Source organism: Beijerinckiaceae bacterium, assembly GCA_004564215.1.
Lineage (GTDB): Bacteria > Pseudomonadota > Alphaproteobacteria > Rhizobiales > Beijerinckiaceae > Methylocapsa.
The window spans coordinates 1,709,959-1,727,951 of sequence record CP024846.1; the positions used below are offsets into that span (position 1 = coordinate 1,709,959).

The window sequence follows — 17,993 nt, forward strand, 5'->3', positions numbered from 1 at the left end:
ATGGGTAAAGAAAACAGTCCCATTATCATAAAAAAATACGCGAACCGGCGGCTCTACAACACCGCGACGAGCGCGTATATCACGCTTGAGGATCTCGCCTGCATAGTCAAGAAAGGTGACGATTTCCTCGTCTTCGATGCCAAGACTGGCGAAGACATCACACGTTCGGTTTTGACCCAGATCATTTTCGAACAAGAGGGGAAGAACGGGCAAAGTCTTCTGCCGATCACCTTCCTGCGCCAGCTTATTCGTTTTTATGGCGACAGCATGCAAATGCTGGTGCCAAGCTATCTTGAGTTCACCATCGGCAAGCTCACGAGCGAACAAGCCAAGTTCCGCGACAAGGTCGCCAGTAATTTTGGTGCGCCGGTCGCCGCGCCGCTGTTCGGATCGATCGAGGAACAGACCCGCAAGAACATGGCGCTGTTCAATCAAGCGCTCACGATGTTCAATCCGTTTGGCAACCCGCTCCAGACATCGTCGGAAAATTCAGAAAGCAAGCCAGACGAAAAACCAGCCTCCGAGCCTTCGGACGCGAGCGCCGAACATAAATCCCAAACCGATATTGAGGAAATGAAGCGGCAGCTCGATGCCCTGCAAAAACGGATCGAAACGCTCGTCTTGAAAGAATAAGCCTTACGACCTTTGCGGATCACGCCAAGCCTATTCGGGCAAACCCGGCTGCCACTCCGGCCGCGCAAGTTGAAAGCCCGAGAATTCAAACCCCGGCGCGACGCTGCATCCGACAAGGGTCCAAGCCCCGCGCGTCGCCGCGCTCTGCCAGCAATGCACCGGCACGACATATTGCGGGCGCTGCCCGGCAAACAGATCGCACCCTAAATGATGAATCTGCAGGTCGTGACCGGTTTGCGAAATCTTCAGCTCCAACGGCGCTCCCGCATAGAAATGCCAGACCTCGGTGGCATCCACTCTATGCCAATGCGAATTTTGCCCGGCGGCGAGCAGAAAATAGATCAAGGTCGAAGCGGCGCGACCGTTCGAATCTTGTCTCGAATCGCGAAAGGTCTCCCGGAAAAATCCGCCTTCGGGATGTGCGGACAAGTCGAGCATGCGGATGATTTCATCCGCGCTCCGGCCAGCCAAAGGATCGGTCATTATTTTGCCCGCTGAATATCTGGGTGCCGGCCTCTGCTTCGGTCGGCGATGGGCCTATGCGCGGTTCTTGCGTTCGCGCAATTCGGCGAAGACCGCGTCAGGGTCTGCGCCGATCATGCCAAGCTCCGTTTGGATAGCGGGGTTGCCGGCGCGAAGAAAGGGGTTCGTTGCCAGTTCTTTTGTAATCGTGGTCGGCAGGGTGAAGTTTCCGTCCTTGCGCTGGCGGGCGACTTCTTCCGCGCGCGCCTTCAAGACCCTGTTGCCGGGATCGACGCTCAAGGCGAAACGCGCATTCGCCAATGTGTATTCATGGCCGCAATAGATGTTCGTGCCGCCGGGAAGCGCGGCCAGTTTCATCAGCGAATGAAACAGCACCGCGGGGCGTTCCTCGAACGCACGGCCGCAGCCCATCGCAAACAATGTATCGCCGGCAAAAACAATATTCTCTTCCTCGAACCAATAGGCGATATGGCCGGAGGTATGACCAGGAACTTCAATGACCTTCGCTTCGAGCGTGCCAATGGTCACAAGATCGCCCTCCCCGACCGCGCGGTCGAGACTGCCGATTTGGGCGCTTTCCTTGGCCGGGCCGGTGACGCGGACATGCGGAAAATTGGCCCTGAGACCGGCAATTCCCTGCACATGATCGAAATGGTGATGGGTGACCAGAATATCCGTAAGCACCCACTCCTTGGCCGCGAGCGCGGCCAGAATGGGCACCGCGTCGGGCGCATCGATCGCCGCCGTCGCCTGGGTGCTCGGATCATGGACGAGGACCCCGAAATTGTCGGCAAGGCAAAGAAACTGGTAAATTTGGGCAGCCATGGCGGCGATGCTCCTGAATGGCGTTCCCAGGAAAGTGGCGAACTGCGAGGATCAATCAAGGCTTTATTTTTTGACGCGAAGGGGAGATCATCGTTTCCCCTCGTACATCTGCTCCGTCCGCGCTAACCTAGCCGAACCCATGTCGATCGATGTTGTTGACCTTCGCTCTTTCTATAGCTCGTCGTTGGGCGAGGTCGCGCGGCGTGTCATTCAAAAGATCGTGCGCGAGCGCTTCTCCAATTGCAGCGGCTATTCGATCCTGGGCGTCGGCTATGCGACCCCCTATCTCGAAGTGTTCCGCGAGGAGGCGGTACGGGTACTGGCCTTCATGCCGGCCGAGCAAGGGGTCCTGAACTGGCCGATTTCGGGCTTGTCTTCATCGGCGCTGGTGGAGACGACGGCAATGCCCTTGCCGAACTCCTGCATAGACCGGGCCCTCGTCGTCCATGCCCTCGAGATCACCGAGCATCCGCGCGACCTTCTCTCCGAGGTCTGGCGGATTTTGACGCCCGGCGGCCGGGTGATAGTGGTCGTGCCGTGCCGCTCCGGTCTCTGGGCGCGTCTCGACCGGACCCCATTCGGCCATGGGCAGCCTTATTCGCGCGCGCAACTCGGTGAACTCATGCGGGAGACGCTGTTTTCGCCAACCCATTGGTCGGAAGCGCTTTACGTCCCCCCTTTTCAACGCCGGACCCTGTTGCATTCGGCTGCCTTCGTCGAGGAGATCGGCACCAGCCTCTCCTTGCCATGGAGCGGCGTTCTGATCGTCGAGGCGACCAAATTGCTGTACCGGCCAGTCGGCGTGCGGCGGGCCGCGACTTATGCGGTCCCGAGCCTGCAACCGGTTCTGGCTCCGGACTCGGGCGGCATCGCGCCCGGAATCTGCGGCTGACGCGGAAACCGACCTATCGACGCAGTTTGACGGCGGGAGCTTGTTTGAGGCCAAAACATGTGGCGAGGAACAATCCGCCGTGAATGAGGCCTGGCCCATCGATCCCATGCCCGAGATTGGCGGACAGATGCCATTGGGAAGCAATCCCCGCGTCGGCCAAAGCCTCGGCCGAAAGAAACAGCGCCTCAGGCGAAATGACTTCGTCCTGGCCGCCATGGACCAGCAGTATCGGGGGTGATTTGGCGGCCGGTCGCAATTTGCCGACCTGATCCAAATACTCGGGCCCAACCAACTCGCCGGAATAGCCGATGATTGCGGCCGGTGCCCGCTCTCGCCGCAGCCCGGCGTGAAGGGCAAGCATCGCCCCTTGGCTGAAACCGACCAGGGCGAGTTTGGTATCGTCCAGACCGCAACGGTCAAGTTCGCTGTCCAGGAAGGCATTGAGGATTGGAGCAGCTCGATTAACCCCGTTCCAGCGTTCGGTCGGGTCCCGCATCGTCAAGCGGAACCATTGCCGGCCCGCGGGCGCTTCAGGACATGGTTCCGGCGCGTTGGGCGAGGCAAAAGCTGCATCCGGCAGCAGACCTTGCCATTGCTGGGCAAGCCCAATCAGGTCATTGCCGTTGGCGCCGTAGCCATGCAGGAAGACAATCAGCTGCTTTGCCGCGCGCGATTTCGCCGCGACACGCGGGCCCTCGATTGTAACCGCCATTTAAGTTCCGCTGCCCCTCATTCTCGTCACGCCGAAGAAGGCTGTTTTTTTGCAAAGGTCAAGCAGATGGCGAGGACGCATTCGCTGAGGCTTTTGCTGCAGGATTTTTACGGGCTGTGGTTAAGGGCTAATTTGGATTGCCTGTATAAAAATTCGGGCGCAATCCTGCGCAGCGCGAGTCGAATGCTGCGTCTTGCGTTGCCGCAGCCGCGCTATCAGATTCGGAACTCGGGTTTGGAGCCTGAGATATGACACGGACTTTTAACCGCGTTTTCCGTTTCGCGCCATCCTCCAATGGCTACCTCCATCTTGGCCACGCCTATTCAGCCCTGTTGAATTTCGAAATGGCGCGCGCGTCGGGCGGACGTTTACTTTTGCGAATCGAGGATATCGACCTCGAACGCTGCCGACTTGAATTCGAAAAGGGGATTTACGAAGATCTCCACTGGCTTGGCCTCTCATGGGAGATGCCGGTCCGTCGCCAATCCGAGCATTTTCCCGAATATGCGAAGGCCCTCGAAACCCTAACCGCGCAGGGCCTGACCTACCCATGCTTTTGTTCGCGCGGCGAAATCATGAATGCCGTGGCCGGGTCCCCGAATTGGTCCCGGGATCCGGATGGTTCTCCGCTTTATCCGGGAACCTGCAAACATCTTTCGGAGGAAGAACAGCGACGGCGCATTTCCGCCGGACGCCACAGCGCTCTTCGAATCGACATGGACGCGGCCCTCGCGAAAATCACGGCCCCGATCAATTGGCGCGAATATGGGCCCGATTCACGCGGACGTGATGTCTGCGCCGAACCATTTCTTTGGGGCGACGCGGTCCTTGCCCGCAAGGATACGCCTGCGAGCTATCACATTGCCGCCGTGGTCGATGATGCGATCCAGGGTGTGACCGATGTTGTAAGAGGCGAAGATCTGTTTATGGCCACGAGCCTGCATCGTCTGTTGCAGGTCCTGCTCGATCTTCCGGCGCCGTCCTATCACCATCATGGGCTCTTGCGCGATGCTTCCGGACAAAAATTGTCGAAAAGCACCCGCGCCCAACCGCTGAGGGCCTTGCGCCAAAACGGGCTTTCTCCGGTTGCTGTGCGCGAACGTCTGGCCCCCGCCTTGAGCTTCGCCGTCCTGCAATAATTTCAATTCATTGCGAGAACGGGCGCCGGCTTTGTTTTGTGGTTGATCTGACTCCAAGGATAGGCTTGGGTGCATGCGCCTGAATCAACGAGGTTTTAAGCACGCCTTCCACTTCCCTTCATATTCCCGCACACCTAAGATCATAACGTGATCGATTCCAAAAGCTTAGAGCGGGATGCGGGCGGAAAACCGGGTTCCACTTTTCCTCATCCCGCTCTTGAACGCCATTAACCCAAAAATCGGCCTTCCCGGCTTGAGCCTATTCAATTCGACTTGAGCATCCGGCTTGGTCCTGGCAATTTGTCCTAGAACCGACGTTTTTATCCTTTAAGGCCGGGACATCCCCAAAAACGGTGGTGATTATGCGAATTATTCCTTTTTTCCTGCCCCTGCTCGCCTTGACCATTTCGCCCGCCGGCGCAGACAACCCTCCTGCCGCGACCAAGATCCACAAGGTCTTTGATATTGTCCGCGAAGGCACGAAAATCGGCACCGACCTGGTCGATATCGAACAACAAAACGATACGACCACCGTGAAAATCAAGACCGACCTCTCGGTCAAGGTGATGTTTATCGAAGCCTATCGTTACGAATACTCCTGCAACGAGACCTGGAAGAACGGCCAGCTTATCACCTTTAAGTCGCGGACCAACGACAACGGGACCAAACATGCCGTCGACGTCACTTTGGCGCCCGACAAATTGAACATGGATGTTGACGGCAAGCATCGAGACCTGCCCAAGACGGCCGGCCCCGCAAGCGTATGGGGCAAGGATCTGATCAATCGGGTCGAGGCGTTCGAACCCGACACCGGCAAGCCCTTGACCATCAAGGTTACCGACATCGGCGATGAAACCATCACGATCAACGGCGTGGCGCATAAAGCCCATCACTACAAGATCGCTGATACGCTGAACGGCGAATTCGCGCGCGAGGTTTGGTTCGACGGAGATACCCTCCTGCGCACCAAGATCATCGGCTCGGACAAATCGGTCATCATTTCCGACCTCCGCTAACCCAGAGCATGTTCCGAAAAAGTTGACCGACTTTTTCGATCAGAACATGCTCCAACTCGTTGAACTTGAGCGTTTCCTTTTCGATCAGATGATTCCATCTGATCGGGAAGCGCTCTAGGCGTTGCAAATGCGAGAGCAGCTTTCGGGGGGAAGCTGCTTAAGCCGTCCGCTCATTCACGCCTGCGCCACAAGCAGGCGCCCGGTCTCAATGCCAGCCGCGATTACCGATCCGCCTGACGCGTGGCGACCCGCTGGGCGTTTGGCGCCTTGGCGAGCAACGCGTCGATGCGGTCTCGTTCGCGTTTGAAATTGGCGAGCATGCGACCATCGAATTCGCGGGTGCGGGCCAGCTTGACCCGCATCGGATCCACGAAATGCCCGTTCACTAATATTTCATAATGAAGATGCGGGCCTGTCGCGAGGCCAGTCTGGCCCAGATAGCCAATCACCTGACCCTGGCGTACATGCGCGCCACGGGTGGCGCCGCGGGCGAACCCGGACAAGTGATTGTAGGTTGTGATGTAGCCATTGGCGTGCTGGACCTCGACCCGTCGGCCATAGCCTGAATCCCAGCCCGCCTGGGTGATCGTGCCGCTGCCGGCGGCAAATATGGGCGTCCCGATCGGCGCGGCCCAATCGACCCCCGTATGGGGACGCGAATAGCCGAGAATGGGATGGTATCTGATGCCGAAGCCGGAGGTGAACCGGCCGCCGACGATCGGCATGCGCACCAAGAATTTGCGGGTCGAGCGCCCGTCCTGGTCAAAGAAATCGACGAGGCCGTCATCGGGAGTCTGGAACCGGTAGTAGCGGTAGATTTCATTGTGCGCGGTAATGGACGCGTAGAGAAGCTGATTGTGCCCTTCGCCTTCCTCGGTTTCGTCGTAAAAGGCTTCGAATGTATCTCCTCCCGTGACCGCTCTTTGAAAGTCGACATCATTGGCAAAGATGCGGACCAAATCGTCGATGATCGGGCGCGGAATTTCTTGTTTCAGGGCAGTTTCATAGAGCGAATCGTAAAGCCGCATGCCGCTCGTCGTGTCGTCATCGTCGCTGTCGTCGTGAGCCTGTTTCTTGGCTGTGCGACGCGGCGTCGTCATCTGGACGTAGCCGCCATGATCGTTGATCGCGATATTCGTTTCCAAGGTCTCGTCGGAATACACCGATAGGCGGGCCAGGGTCATATTGGCTCCGGAGCCGTCGAGATCGGCGAACAACAGCTTCAGGCGCCGCCCTTCCGCCACGGCCGCTTCCCCGCGCTGGACATTGAAGGCGGCCACGACACTGGCAATCTGGTCCTTGGTGAGCCCGACGGAGCGGAGCACGTCCTCGATCGTTTCGCCGTGCCGGACCACGACGAGGCGTTCCTCCATTTGCGTCGGCTGCAAGATCTGCGACGAACGCGGAACGTTCGACACGTTTTCCGGAACCATGCGGACTTCGATCGTGGAAAATGGGGCCGTCGTGATCGGTTCGGAGGAATTGGCGTAGCCCAGAACGCCGGGGAGATTGGCACGGGACGTTCGCATCAGAAGAAGTTGCGGCGGCAAGGCGAGCGGTTTGGAACCGGCTTCGAGCGTGTTCTTCACCTGCTCGGCGACCTGAGCCTGCACCTCTTCCAGCGACAGAGTGCTCTGACTTGAAAAAATCTGGCCGGCCAGATCGCGGGTCGACCAGGAAATCTCGGCGTCGTCCTGAACGGGTTCTTGCGCGGCGTCCATCTGATTGCGCGCGTTGGCAAGAACTTTCAGAGGGTTAAAGGGCGGGACCTCCTCGGAAAGTCCGACGCTCGCCATGGCCAAGGTCGTTTGAACATGGGTGAAGGTCTGAACTTTAACGACTTCCTTTTCGCCCAGGCGCATCGCGGTCGGCGCCTGAAAACTCTGCTTCGCGGCCACCAGATCGACGGCCTTGACCAGACGGTCTCCCTTATGGGGATTGACCCCGAAGTCGAGGGTGATCTCCTTACGCTGTGAGAGCGCGGGCGAGGGCGGCTCGGCGAAATAGGTCCGCTGCCCAAGCGCCGCGTAGATCGCCGCGCCAATCAGCAAGGCTCCGGAAACGCCGGTGAGAAGCGTGCCGGAAAACCACCGAAGCGAGACCCGCCGTCTATCGAATGAAGTGTGATGCCCGCCATCGACTTCAATGGCCGGGTCGAGCCCGAATTCAGCGTCTGCGCGCCGCATCGCAGGCTCAAACCCAATGCTAAGACCTGGACTTCGGACCTGTGCGTCCATCATCATCGCGTTGGTTCAACCCCGCGTGCAACGCCACCGACTTTCATGCGCATGACCCCGAGCGGCAGGAGATTGGAGAAGGCCCCAGAACATTGGAGGCCTCGGCAGGCTCTTCGAGCCCCGAAAATCCTGCGCCCCAATTGAAACCATCCGCAAAAGCGGTTGAAATGAGAGACAAATGCGCGAGATCGGAAAGAAACGGACACTGCTTCGTTCAAAAAAAGCTCTTGCGAAGCTAACCTTTTGAAGATGGCTCAAATACGGCGCAGCTTGCCAGGGGCTCACGGCGAAGACGCGCAGTGAGTCTGCCCGCGCCCCGATCCAAAACCGCAGGGATTTCGCAGGCGGCGAGGCGGCCGAAATAACGCTCGGTTGGTTGACAAGCGACGCCAAGCTTTGTAGAGGAAGCCACGGTCAACGCGACATTAACGTCGCGGTTTTTGTGTTTGCAAGCACCCTCGCCTATGACATTTGGGGATGCGTGTAAGCGCTCTAAAGGATTAAGGACTCCAGAGGGTTAGGCTTTAGTCATCCTTTCCGCTGGACATCGTTTCGTGATTTATTCGGGCGCTTAAAAGACGATCCGAATTCGCGGGCTTCCAAACTTTTGGACCTTAATCGGAGTTCGATGCGGGGGACATTCTCCTCGGTATGCCGCTCTATCTTCGTGGCGGCGCACCATGTTGCATGGCACGACTTCGCGAAAGGAAAGCGGTCCGCGACAAATAACATGCGGCCGCGAGAGCTTTGGTTTAGGATCCGATCCAGGTTGCACGGATCGCTTTAATTCGGTCGCCGAAAACTTTGCCAGCGGCGGAGCCGCATCGGATACAAGGGAAGTCAAGTGTTCGCAGTCATCAAAACCGGCGGAAAGCAATATAGCGTCACCGCCGAAGATACGATCACCGTCATGACGCTCGTCGGCGAGCCTGGCGATACCGTGACGTTCGACGACGTTCTCATGCTATCTCAGGATGGCGTGCCGGCTTTCGGCGCTCCCTTCATTGAAGGCGCAAGCGTGACAGGCCAGATCGTCGAGCACAAGCGCGGACCGAAGGCGATTGCCTTCAAGAAGCGGCGGCGGCAAAACTCCAAGCGCAAGCGCGGCCATCGCCAGGATTTGACCCTGGTGCGGATCACCGAGTTTGTAACGGGCGGCGCCAAGCCTACCGCTAAGAGCGCCAGCGCAGCCGGTGAATAACCCGTTTCACCCTGATGGCGTGAACGGGATTTGATTTTTAGAGGGCCGCAAGGCGAGTCGCGCGTCGCGCAGGAAAATTCGGAGCCAAATCGATGGCACATAAGAAGGCAGGCGGTTCATCCCGCAACGGCCGAGATTCCAAAGGTCGGCGTCTCGGGGTCAAGAAATTTGGCGGAGAATTCGTCATCGGTGGCAATATCATCGTGCGCCAGCGCGGAACCAAGTGGCATCCCGGCGCGAATGTCGGACTGGGTACGGATCACACGTTATATGCCTTGACCGAGGGTAAGATCGAGTTCCGTACCAAGGCCGATGGCCGGTCATATGTTTCCGTCGTACCTTTGCCGCAGGCAGAGGCGGCTCAATAAAGGTGGAGACCTTAGAAAAACCTCCACCTGCTCCCCTGGAACGGTGGACTTGGTTTTTCTGAACTGAAAAACGCTCCTGAAATAAGGAAGAAGAGTCCGGAAGGCCCGAGAGGGTTTGGGGGAGCCCACCACCCTTTTTGGTTCAAGACTCCGCAAGGGGTCTGCTGACCGGAGCTCACATGTTCCCGGATCTCACTTCGGACGACATTTTTCGCATCGAAACGAAGCGGCTATGGCTGCGCTGGCCGCGCGCGTCCGATGCGGCGTCGATTGCCGGTTTTGCGAGCTTGCCGCAGACCGCGCGGATGACGGCGGCCATTCCGCACCCCTATCCCCCGGGCGAAGCCGAACGCTTCATTCTCCAGGCGCGGGCGGACAACGCCAATAAATCCGCGCTTGTTCTGGCGATGACCCTCAAGAGCAATGTGCATCAGACGATCGGGCTCGTGAGCGCAACCTTTGCCGCGCTCAAGGATGTCGAATTGGGCTATGTGTTGGCGCCCGCCTTTTGGGGCAAGGGCCTGACCGGCGAAGCCGTGAAGGCGCTTGTCGCGACCGTGTTCAGCGTGACCCCGGCAGAGCGGATCGTCGCAAACTCCCGCACGAGCAACCCCGCGTCTCGCCGAGTTCTCGAGAAATCCGGTTTCGGCTTTGTCGATACCGGCCTCGATTTCCTGCCCGCGCGAGGCGGCATGCATCCGTGCGATCGGTTCGTTCTCGATCGCAAATCATGGGCTGGCCGGTTGCGGGAGGGCAACAGCAGCCAACCCATGCCGCCTATGGCACAGCAAGGCCGCGACATAAGCGACCCGGCAGCGCTTGCCGCCGCCCGCCGCGTTGAAGGCTGACGGCCGCGATTTCACTCGACCCACGGCGCTGAATTTGTTGTCGCGCGCAATTTTATTCGGGCGCATGATCGGTCCGCGTGGAATCGATCGGATCCCAAGCCAAGGCGAAGATTTGCAATGAAATTTCTTGATTCTGCCAGGGTATATATCCGGTCCGGCGACGGAGGGGCCGGATGTCTGTCGTTCCGGCGCGAGAAATTCATTGAGTTCGGCGGCCCGGACGGGGGCGATGGGGGCCGCGGCGGCGACGTCATCGCCGAATGCGTTTCCGGTCTCAACACATTGGTCGACTATCGCTACCAGCAGCATTTCAAGGCCGCCACCGGCATGCACGGCATGGGGAAGAATCGCGCCGGCGGCAAAGGCGCCGATGCGATTTTGAAAGTGCCGGCGGGAACGCAGATTTTCGACGAGGAAGGCGACGTCCTGCTTGCGGATTTGACCGAGGTCGGACAACGGGTCAGGCTTGCGCGCGGCGGCAATGGCGGCTTCGGCAACACCCATTTCAAAACCTCGACCAATCAGGCGCCGCGCCGCGCCAATCCGGGCCAAGAGGGCGAGGAGCGCGTCATTTTGCTCCGTTTGAAACTGATCGCCGACGCCGGTCTCATTGGCCTGCCCAATGCCGGCAAATCGACGTTTCTTGCGACCGTCAGCGCGGCAAGGCCGAAAATCGCCGATTATCCGTTTACGACCCTTCATCCGCAGCTCGGGGTTGCGTCCTGCGATGGCCGCGAATTTGTCATCGCCGATATTCCGGGTTTGATCGAAGGGGCGCATGAGGGGGTGGGGCTCGGCGATAGGTTTCTCGGCCATGTCGAACGTTGCGGCGTGCTGCTTCATCTCGTCGATGCCGGGACCGAACATGCGGGCAAGGCCTATAAGACCGTGCGCCGCGAACTTGAGGCCTATGAAGGCGGACTGGCGGAGAAGCCGGAAATCGTCGCGCTCTCCAAGATCGACACCGTCGATGCCGCAACCTTGCAGGCCCAAGCACTGCGCCTCAAACGCGCCGCCAAGCAAACGCCCTTGCGGCTTTCCTCCGCAACCGGCACCAATTTGCGCGAAACTCTGCGCCGGCTGTTAAGCGTCATCGACGAGGCGCGCGCTGCGCAAGAGGTTCAGCCCGGCCCAATCGCGGAGTGGCATCCGTGAGTACGGCCGGCCAAGTCGAGACGGCTCTCCCGGCGGCGCTGCCATGCCTGAAAAATTTTCGCCGCATTGTGATCAAGGTCGGCTCGTCCTTGCTGGTCAATCGGGCCGAGGGCGGCGCCAAGCGCAAATGGCTCGTGACGCTCGCGCAGGACATCGCGGATCTGCATCGGCAGGGCGCCGATGTTCTGGTGGTGTCTTCTGGCTCGATCGCACTTGGGCGAACCGTGCTGGCGCTGCCGGAACGCGATCTCAAGCTCGAAGACAGCCAGGCAGCGGCCGCCGTCGGCCAGATCGCCTTGGCGCGGCTCTGGGCCGAGGTCTTGGCCGATCAAAAATTGACCGCCGGGCAAATCCTGGTCACGCTCGGCGACACCGAGGAACGCCAGCGCTATCTCAATGCGCGGGCGACGATCGGACGCTTGCTCGATCTCCGCGCCGTGCCCGTCATCAATGAAAACGATACGGTCGCCACCAATGAGATCCGCTACGGCGACAATGACCGCCTGGCGGCGCGGGTCGCGACCATGGCGAGCGCCGATCTTTTGATCCTGCTCTCCGATGTTCAAGGGCTTTATACCGCGCCCCCGGCGGAAAATCCCGACGCCAAGCTGATCCCGGTGGTTTTCCGGGTCAGCGCCGAGATCGAGGCCATGGCCGGCGGCGCCGCTTCCTCGCTGTCGCGCGGCGGCATGCGCACCAAGATCGAGGCGGCAAAGATTGCAACGACCGGCGGCACCCATATGCTGATCACCGACGGCCGGGTCGAGCACCCGATTTCGCGCATAGATGACGGCGTGCCCTGTACCTGGTTCCTCACCGGCTCCAATCCCGTGACCGCACGAAAAAAATGGATTGCGGGGTCGCTCGAACCGCGCGGCGTTCTGCATGTCGATGCCGGAGCGGTGCGGGCGATCATGAATGGTAAAAGCCTCTTGCCTGCCGGAGTGACCCGGGTGGAGGGCAATTTTACGAGCGGAGATTGCGTCCTGATCCGCGATCCGCGGGCCGCCGAGATCGGACGGGGCCTCGTTGGCTATGATGCGATCGAGGCGGTCTTGATCGCCGGACGCAATTCGCAGGATATACTGAGCCTGCTTGGCGCACCGGGGCGCACGGTCATCATCCACCGCGACGATATGGTCGTCACCTCGGATCGCAACGGCACAACGGAGCCGATCGGCAATGGAACCTCTTAAGCGAATCGAGGGCGGCGCGGCCCACTCCGACACCGCCGGCCTGATGGCCGAAATCGGGCGGTCAGCCCGCGCCACCGCGCACCGGCTTTCGCTCGCCTCGACCGAAGCCAAGAACCGGGCGATTCGCACGGCGGCTTCCATGCTGCGCCAGCGGGCGCCCGAAATTCTTGCCGCCAATGCGCGTGATATGGCGGCGGCCAAGACGAACAATGTGGCGAGCGCATTCCTCGACCGGCTGGCGCTCGACGACGCCCGAATCGAGGCCGCGGCTCAAGGACTCGACGCAATTGCCGCCCTGCCCGATCCGGTCGGGCGCATCCTGGCGCGGCTCGATCGCCCCAATGGTCTTGTCATCGAGCGCGTCGCAACTCCGCTCGGCGTGATCGGCGTCATTTATGAAAGCCGCCCCGCCGTCACCGCCGACGCCGGAGCGCTCTGCCTGAAAGCCGGCAATGTAGCTATCTTGCGTGGCGGTTCGGAAAGCTTTTTCTCCAGCCATGCAATCCATGACTGCCTCGTCGCGGGCCTGATCGATGCCGGCCTGCCCGCGGATGCGATCATTCTGGTGCCGACAAAGGACCGTGCGGCGGTGGGCGAGATGCTTGCGGGCCTGCAGGGAAATATCGACGTGATCGTGCCGCGCGGCGGCAAGAGCCTCGTGGCCCGCGTCCAGGCGGAAGCAAGAGTTCCGGTGTTCGCGCATCTCGAAGGCATTGTGCATATTTTCATCGACCGCGACGCCGACCTTTGCAAAGCGGAAACCATCGTTCTCAATGCCAAACTGCGCCGGACCGGTATTTGCGGTGCCGCGGAAATCCTTCTCGTCGATCGTGCCTGCGCGCCAACCCATTTACGGCCGCTCGTCAAAATGCTGCTCGATGCCGGCTGCGCGGTGCGCGGCGATGAAGCGGTGCGCGCCGTGGACCCTCGGGTTACGCCCGCCAGCGAGGCCGATTGGAGCACCGAATATCTCGATGCGATCATGTCCATTCGTGTGGTCGAGGGAATCGATCAGGCGATCGGCCAGATCGAAACCTTCGGCTCGCATCATACCGATTGCATTGTCACCGAAAATCAAGCGACCGCGGAGCGCTTCCTGAAAGAGGTGGATTCCGCCATCGTCATGCATAATGCATCGACGCAATTTGCCGACGGCGGCGAGTTCGGTTTTGGCGCCGAGATCGGGATCGCAACGGGCCGGATGCATGCGCGCGGCCCGGTCGGTCTCGAACAACTGACCTCCTTTAAATATCGCGTCCGCGGCAACGGCCAGATTCGCCCTTGAGTGTCGTAAGCCCTTTCAAAATGCCGCCCCATGCGCCAGGCCTGCGCATCGGGCTTCTAGGCGGCAGTTTCAATCCGGCGCATGACGGTCATCGGGAAGTGAGCTTGATCGCGCTCCGGCGTTTGCGCCTCGATCAGGTCTGGTGGCTCGTCAGTCCCGGCAATCCGTTGAAAGACACCCGCCAATTGGCGCCGCTGGCTTTACGGATCGAAGTCGCGCGCACGGCAAGTCATCATCCGCGGATCGAAGTCACTGCGATCGAAGCCACGATCGGCACCGTCTATACCTACGAGACGCTGTCCTATTTGAAAGCGCGCTGCCGTGGCGTTCACTTCGTCTGGCTGATGGGAGCGGATAATTTTCTGCACTTCGACCGATGGAAACGCTGGCGCGATATCGCAAAACTTGTTCCCATCGCCGTCATCGATCGCCCCGGTTCGACCTTGACAGCATTGCATGGGCGGGCGGCGGAAGCCCTTGCACGCTATCGACTTGGCGAAAATGCCAGCGCTCGACTTGCCACGGCCGCGCCGCCTGCATTTGTTTTCCTGCACGGGCCGCGCTCACCGATGTCCTCGACGGCGGTGCGGCAAGAAGCGCATTCGCCCCGCGCGCTCGTGTCCAACTGAAGCGCCGGACTTACCAGACCCAGAAAAGCATCACCCAGCTTGCTGCGCCGATCGACGCTGCAAGACCGACGAAGAGCGCTGCTACGCATTGCCGGGCCAAGTGCCGTGTGCCCTGGCCCGCGATCTTCCAGCCAAGGACAATCGACCAGAGCGCCGCGCCGGCCAGCAGCACAGCCCGCAACGGTCCCGCTAAAGCAACCGACAGACCCTCATTACGGAGCGCCGTAACGGTGATCGCGCTCAAACCGAGAAACACGCCGCAGGCCGCGATGGGGATGAGGCTCTGCGCGAAATGATGAAACCTCGGGCTCGACCAGGCGCCAAGGCTGCGTGTGGCCAGCCACAAGCATGATGAGACCAAGGCGCCGATCGCGATCGCGGTCGCGAAGATATAGATCAAGAGCACGCCGCCATCGAGAACGGTCATTTGATCGTTGACGTCGGGATAATCCGTCAGGATCCACCAGGGCGGCTGCAGCCGAAGCGGCCACATGATCGCATGATCGACAAGCCAGCCGGCGAGCGCCTGCTTGAGCGCGACATACCAGGGGCTGACGCTCCAATGAAAGGCGCCGACCGCGATTCCCATCAGGCCGAAAATGATGAGCAGACTTTCCCAAGGTTTCGGTGCGGCTCCGGCGACATGCAGGATTTCATCATTGGGCGAGCGCGGCGCGAGTTCGATGGCATCGCGAAAGCCGCTGCACCGCCCGCACATGTGGCACTCGCCGCTGCCCTGCATGGTCCGGATGGCAACGAGCGGCGCGCAATTGACGGCCCGCACGCCGGCATTGCCGGTTTGGCGCGAATGAGTCCAAGCCTCCTGATCGACGCTGAAATGCACCGGGGCAAGCTTGGCCAACAATCCAAAGACGCCGTTCACCGGACAGAGATAGCGGCACCAAACCCTTTTGTTGCGGCCATAGAGATAGCCCACGAGGATTGCGCCACAGGTCGAGCCGCCAAGGATCAGCAAGGCCGGCTTTGGATATTGATAGACGCTCACCATTTGGCCGTAGATCGTGGTGAGGGCGAAAGCCACAAAGGGCCAGCCCCTCCAGGTGATCCAGCGCGGGATCGCATGGCCTCTGCTGAAATGGCTGGTCATCTCGGTGAGCGCGCCCTCCGGGCAGAACAGACCGCACCACGCCCGGCCGACCAAGATCATGCTGAGAAGGACGAAGGGCCACCAAATGCCCCAGAAAGCGAATTGCGCGAACAAGGTCAGATTGTCGAAGATATGCGCCAGCCGCCCCGGCAGTGGCAGAAATGCCGGCACCGCGACCAGCACGATATAAATGCCGACAATCACCCATTGCCCGCGCTGGATCAGGCGCTGGTGATGCCGCAGCCAATTGCCGAACGAAGATAGGCCGCGCGAAAGCAAATTCGGGCGCGGCGGTTCAAGGCGGGAAGGCGAGATGGGCCGCGCGGGCTGCGCCATAGGTTCGGCGGGCTCGGGCGAAACCAGAAATGCCGCCATAAAAACCAGTCTCCAACTCTTGCGGGCATGACCCCATCCGAAAAGTCTGCAACTTTGCGGGATCATGCTTTTATCTGTTGTGCCGCATGACCCCATCCGAAAAGTCTGCAACTTTGCGGGATCATGCTCTACTTCGCGATCAGCACTGCCTTCGGCGCGTCGGGGTGGAAATCGTCGAAGAAAACATATTCGCCCGGTTCAAGCGTCCTGAACACCAGTATCGATGTCGATTGCGGAGCAAGGACTTTTTCCTTGCGCAATTCATTGCTCTCGAACTCGGCCGGCGTATCGCCTTTGTTGCGCAATTGCAGCTGAAAGCGCCGATTGGCCGGAACTTCAAGCCGCTGCGGTTCGACCTTTCCGTTGTCGAACTCGATCGTAAAAACAGGCTCCTCTTCCACATGCGCGCTGGTCGAAACGACGACCCAGCAAAGCGCGAGCAAGGGCACCCATAAGACACGCAAGCCAACTCTCCGCCGCTGTTTCAATAGGCGCCCTTCTTTCCCGCTCCGGCGAAGATGAATTGATAATCGACCGAGAAGGGCGCGAACCAAGGGGCGACACCGGTCTCCTTATCGACATGGCGGCCGAAATGGACGTGCTTATTTTCGCTCGGCGGGGAAATTGTAAGCGTCAGTCTATATTTGCCCGGCCCCATCATTTTGACGTTGTCGCCATAATGCGGTCCGTCATTGGCGACCATCGGCATGAACTCGCCTTTTTGCGTTTGATTGTCATCGAGCTTCGTCAATTCATAAGCGACGGCGAGATAGGGAATCCAATCCCCTTGCGCAAAACCATTTTTGTTGTCCTTGGCCGCCTTAATGTCGGACTCGATATGGACGTCGGACTCTTTGGCGGGACGCATCGCATCGGGCGGATCCATCTCAATGGGCTGCAGATAAACTGCAGCAATTTCCATTCCATTCTTCTCCTGAGGTGCGCCAATGGGATATTCCTTGGCCGCGAGGGGGGATGCAATGACAAGGGCTCCCGCCATGCAAATGAAAGTAAAGCCGGTCCGTGTCATTTTGCTTCCCTGGAAAGCCCCGCGTATGATTTCGAATCCGGGAGTTTCTAAATAATTATACCGCATCAACAAGCGATTTCGATACTGAAATAGCGGGCGTGTACATTGAAAAAAGCCCTATCTATTTTAAAATCATTTTAAAATACCTAGTTTAGAATAGGTTTAAGCTAACTGGACTCAGCGATTTGCCTTGATTTGAATCTACCTGCAACTTTTCGGGTTCATGCTCTTGATCCGTTGGTTTCACCGCATGATCTTAATCCGAAAAAAGGCTTATCTCCTCACTCTGGCCCCTCTAAATCTTGTTGGTGGTGAGCGCGTTGCAGTGTTTCAGTAGGAAGTCCTAGAAGCCGGAATTTGAACCCAGGATCGTCTTTTGGATCGGAAGGCTGAATGTCGGCACGAAGTTCACGAACCAATGTATTCAAAAGGCGGTCATGAGCCTCTTCGGTTCGTTGAGGGTTTTTGCAGGAAATCTCGTCTTGAAAGTCACGGAGGGCACGCAGCACAGGCATTGGCGCGATCAACGACATCGTGTTCACGGTATCGGTGTATTGGCGCATGGCGTCTGGGTTCGCCCTACCCTCTACATTACTAGACAATGCAAACATAAAGTTCTGATATTGTTCAAGTTTTATTTTTCGCCAATCCGCTTCATGCTCCCTTCTACGTGTAAGGAAATAGGTAATTACTACTGCGATAAGCGCGGTCACCGCAGATACGCCAGCCGTTATTTTGGCAGTCAGCATCGTCATCTACCTATGTTGATACGGTGTCGGGAGTCGATACTCACACTACAAGAAGAATAGTTTTGAAAAGTATGTTGAATCAGTCAGAGAAATCTGGACTCTATATTCGCGG

Annotated in this window: 21 protein-coding genes; 12 read left to right on the forward strand and 9 right to left on the reverse strand. The window is 59.0% G+C overall.

Features of this window, described 5'->3' with window-relative positions; all coding sequences use genetic code 11:
- Entirely contained in the window at positions 1-633 is a 633-nt protein-coding gene (gene phaR, locus CU048_08090) for a polyhydroxyalkanoate synthesis repressor PhaR (GenBank protein ID QBR71248.1), read from the forward strand.
- Positions 634-663: 30 nt separating this feature from the next.
- On the opposite strand, the gene CU048_08095 is transcribed toward phaR, so the two are convergent.
- Both CU048_08095 and gloB read right to left on the reverse strand, forming a co-directional pair.
- Positions 664-1,116 carry a cupin gene (locus tag CU048_08095; GenBank protein ID QBR71249.1) on the reverse strand — a complete coding sequence of 151 codons (453 nt, stop codon included), beginning with the start codon at positions 1,114-1,116 and terminating at the stop codon, positions 664-666.
- 54 nt (positions 1,117-1,170) lie between these two features.
- Positions 1,171-1,941 (reverse strand): hydroxyacylglutathione hydrolase, encoded by a 771-nt coding sequence (gloB, locus tag CU048_08100; protein QBR71250.1) that lies wholly within the window; start codon positions 1,939-1,941, stop codon positions 1,171-1,173.
- Positions 1,942-2,080: 139 nt separating this feature from the next.
- Between gloB and CU048_08105 the strand changes: the two genes are divergently transcribed.
- The gene (locus CU048_08105; GenBank protein QBR72765.1) at positions 2,081-2,833 is read left to right on the forward strand and encodes a methyltransferase type 11; all 753 of its coding nucleotides are present in this window, start codon (positions 2,081-2,083) and stop codon (positions 2,831-2,833) included.
- A 13-nt stretch (positions 2,834-2,846) separates the two neighbouring features.
- Here CU048_08105 and CU048_08110 read toward each other — a convergent pair whose 3' ends face one another.
- Entirely contained in the window at positions 2,847-3,545 is a 699-nt protein-coding gene (locus tag CU048_08110) for a phospholipase (GenBank protein ID QBR71251.1), read from the reverse strand.
- Between the two features lie 66 nt (positions 3,546-3,611).
- Here CU048_08110 and CU048_08115 point away from each other — a divergent pair, with 66 nt between their 5' ends.
- The 3 genes from CU048_08115 (at position 3,612) to CU048_08125 (ending at position 5,700) form a co-directional block, all read left to right on the forward strand.
- Positions 3,612-3,797, forward strand: a complete 186-nt coding sequence (locus CU048_08115) for a hypothetical protein (GenBank protein QBR71252.1) — start codon at positions 3,612-3,614, stop codon at positions 3,795-3,797.
- Positions 3,794-4,684 (forward strand): tRNA glutamyl-Q(34) synthetase GluQRS, encoded by an 891-nt coding sequence (locus CU048_08120; GenBank protein QBR71253.1) that lies wholly within the window; start codon positions 3,794-3,796, stop codon positions 4,682-4,684. Before CU048_08115 ends, CU048_08120 begins: the two co-directional genes overlap by 4 nt.
- Positions 4,685-5,046: 362 nt before the next feature.
- Positions 5,047-5,700 (forward strand): hypothetical protein, encoded by a 654-nt coding sequence (locus CU048_08125; GenBank protein ID QBR71254.1) that lies wholly within the window; start codon positions 5,047-5,049, stop codon positions 5,698-5,700.
- Positions 5,701-5,921: 221 nt separating this feature from the next.
- Here CU048_08125 and CU048_08130 read toward each other — a convergent pair whose 3' ends face one another.
- Positions 5,922-7,943, reverse strand: coding sequence for a peptidase M23 (locus CU048_08130; protein QBR71255.1), 2,022 nt, complete (start codon positions 7,941-7,943; stop codon positions 5,922-5,924).
- Positions 7,944-7,952: 9 nt separating this feature from the next.
- Complete coding sequence (locus tag CU048_08135) at positions 7,953-8,330, reverse strand: hypothetical protein (GenBank protein ID QBR71256.1); 378 nt, start codon at positions 8,328-8,330, stop codon at positions 7,953-7,955.
- Between the two features lie 451 nt (positions 8,331-8,781).
- Between CU048_08135 and rplU the strand changes: the two genes are divergently transcribed.
- The 7 genes from rplU (at position 8,782) to CU048_08170 (ending at position 14,619) form a co-directional block, all read left to right on the forward strand.
- Positions 8,782-9,138, forward strand: a complete 357-nt coding sequence (gene rplU / locus CU048_08140) for a 50S ribosomal protein L21 (protein QBR71257.1) — start codon at positions 8,782-8,784, stop codon at positions 9,136-9,138.
- A 92-nt stretch (positions 9,139-9,230) separates the two neighbouring features.
- Positions 9,231-9,506 carry a 50S ribosomal protein L27 gene (locus CU048_08145; GenBank protein QBR71258.1) on the forward strand — a complete coding sequence of 92 codons (276 nt, stop codon included), beginning with the start codon at positions 9,231-9,233 and terminating at the stop codon, positions 9,504-9,506.
- Between the two features lie 179 nt (positions 9,507-9,685).
- Positions 9,686-10,354 (forward strand): GNAT family N-acetyltransferase, encoded by a 669-nt coding sequence (locus CU048_08150; GenBank protein ID QBR71259.1) that lies wholly within the window; start codon positions 9,686-9,688, stop codon positions 10,352-10,354.
- Positions 10,355-10,471: 117 nt separating this feature from the next.
- A complete protein-coding gene (gene obgE / locus CU048_08155; protein ID QBR71260.1) occupies positions 10,472-11,509 on the forward strand; it encodes a GTPase ObgE in 1,038 nt (345 codons plus the stop codon).
- On the forward strand, positions 11,497-12,705 hold the full coding sequence (locus tag CU048_08160) for a glutamate 5-kinase (GenBank protein ID QBR71261.1): 1,209 nt from the start codon (positions 11,497-11,499) through the stop codon (positions 12,703-12,705). Before obgE ends, CU048_08160 begins: the two co-directional genes overlap by 13 nt.
- Positions 12,692-13,990, forward strand: coding sequence for a glutamate-5-semialdehyde dehydrogenase (locus tag CU048_08165; protein ID QBR71262.1), 1,299 nt, complete (start codon positions 12,692-12,694; stop codon positions 13,988-13,990). The genes CU048_08160 and CU048_08165 overlap by 14 nt, the downstream gene beginning before the upstream one ends.
- 20 nt (positions 13,991-14,010) lie before the next feature.
- The gene (locus CU048_08170) at positions 14,011-14,619 is read left to right on the forward strand and encodes a nicotinic acid mononucleotide adenylyltransferase (GenBank protein ID QBR71263.1); all 609 of its coding nucleotides are present in this window, start codon (positions 14,011-14,013) and stop codon (positions 14,617-14,619) included.
- A gap of 10 nt (positions 14,620-14,629) precedes the next feature.
- On the opposite strand, the gene CU048_08175 is transcribed toward CU048_08170, so the two are convergent.
- The 4 genes from CU048_08175 to CU048_08190 form a co-directional block, all read right to left on the reverse strand.
- Positions 14,630-16,063 (reverse strand): hypothetical protein, encoded by a 1,434-nt coding sequence (locus tag CU048_08175; protein ID QBR72766.1) that lies wholly within the window; start codon positions 16,061-16,063, stop codon positions 14,630-14,632.
- A 167-nt stretch (positions 16,064-16,230) separates the two neighbouring features.
- Complete coding sequence (locus CU048_08180) at positions 16,231-16,590, reverse strand: cupredoxin domain-containing protein (protein ID QBR71264.1); 360 nt, start codon at positions 16,588-16,590, stop codon at positions 16,231-16,233.
- Entirely contained in the window at positions 16,587-17,132 is a 546-nt protein-coding gene (locus CU048_08185; GenBank protein ID QBR72767.1) for a hypothetical protein, read from the reverse strand. The genes CU048_08180 and CU048_08185 overlap by 4 nt, the downstream gene beginning before the upstream one ends.
- A gap of 281 nt (positions 17,133-17,413) precedes the next feature.
- Positions 17,414-17,887 (reverse strand): hypothetical protein, encoded by a 474-nt coding sequence (locus CU048_08190; protein ID QBR71265.1) that lies wholly within the window; start codon positions 17,885-17,887, stop codon positions 17,414-17,416.
- Positions 17,888-17,993: the final 106 nt, after the last annotated feature.

Coding starts and splice junctions, on each gene's coding strand:
- CU048_08110 (QBR71251.1), bottom strand. CDS start 3,545: ATGGCGGTTACAATCGAGGGCCCGCGTGTCGCGGCGAAATCGCGCGCG.
- phaR (QBR71248.1), top strand. CDS start 1: ATGGGTAAAGAAAACAGTCCCATTATCATAAAAAAATACGCGAACCGG.
- CU048_08165 (QBR71262.1), top strand. CDS start 12,692: ATGGAACCTCTTAAGCGAATCGAGGGCGGCGCGGCCCACTCCGACACC.
- CU048_08095 (QBR71249.1), bottom strand. CDS start 1,116: ATGACCGATCCTTTGGCTGGCCGGAGCGCGGATGAAATCATCCGCATG.
- CU048_08190 (QBR71265.1), bottom strand. CDS start 17,887: ATGACGATGCTGACTGCCAAAATAACGGCTGGCGTATCTGCGGTGACC.
- CU048_08125 (QBR71254.1), top strand. CDS start 5,047: ATGCGAATTATTCCTTTTTTCCTGCCCCTGCTCGCCTTGACCATTTCG.
- CU048_08130 (QBR71255.1), bottom strand. CDS start 7,943: ATGATGATGGACGCACAGGTCCGAAGTCCAGGTCTTAGCATTGGGTTT.
- CU048_08115 (QBR71252.1), top strand. CDS start 3,612: ATGGCGAGGACGCATTCGCTGAGGCTTTTGCTGCAGGATTTTTACGGG.
- CU048_08145 (QBR71258.1), top strand. CDS start 9,231: ATGGCACATAAGAAGGCAGGCGGTTCATCCCGCAACGGCCGAGATTCC.
- CU048_08175 (QBR72766.1), bottom strand. CDS start 16,063: ATGGCGCAGCCCGCGCGGCCCATCTCGCCTTCCCGCCTTGAACCGCCG.
- CU048_08185 (QBR72767.1), bottom strand. CDS start 17,132: ATGACACGGACCGGCTTTACTTTCATTTGCATGGCGGGAGCCCTTGTC.
- gloB (QBR71250.1), bottom strand. CDS start 1,941: ATGGCTGCCCAAATTTACCAGTTTCTTTGCCTTGCCGACAATTTCGGG.
- CU048_08170 (QBR71263.1), top strand. CDS start 14,011: ATGCCGCCCCATGCGCCAGGCCTGCGCATCGGGCTTCTAGGCGGCAGT.
- CU048_08120 (QBR71253.1), top strand. CDS start 3,794: ATGACACGGACTTTTAACCGCGTTTTCCGTTTCGCGCCATCCTCCAAT.
- CU048_08105 (QBR72765.1), top strand. CDS start 2,081: ATGTCGATCGATGTTGTTGACCTTCGCTCTTTCTATAGCTCGTCGTTG.
- obgE (QBR71260.1), top strand. CDS start 10,472: ATGAAATTTCTTGATTCTGCCAGGGTATATATCCGGTCCGGCGACGGA.
- CU048_08150 (QBR71259.1), top strand. CDS start 9,686: ATGTTCCCGGATCTCACTTCGGACGACATTTTTCGCATCGAAACGAAG.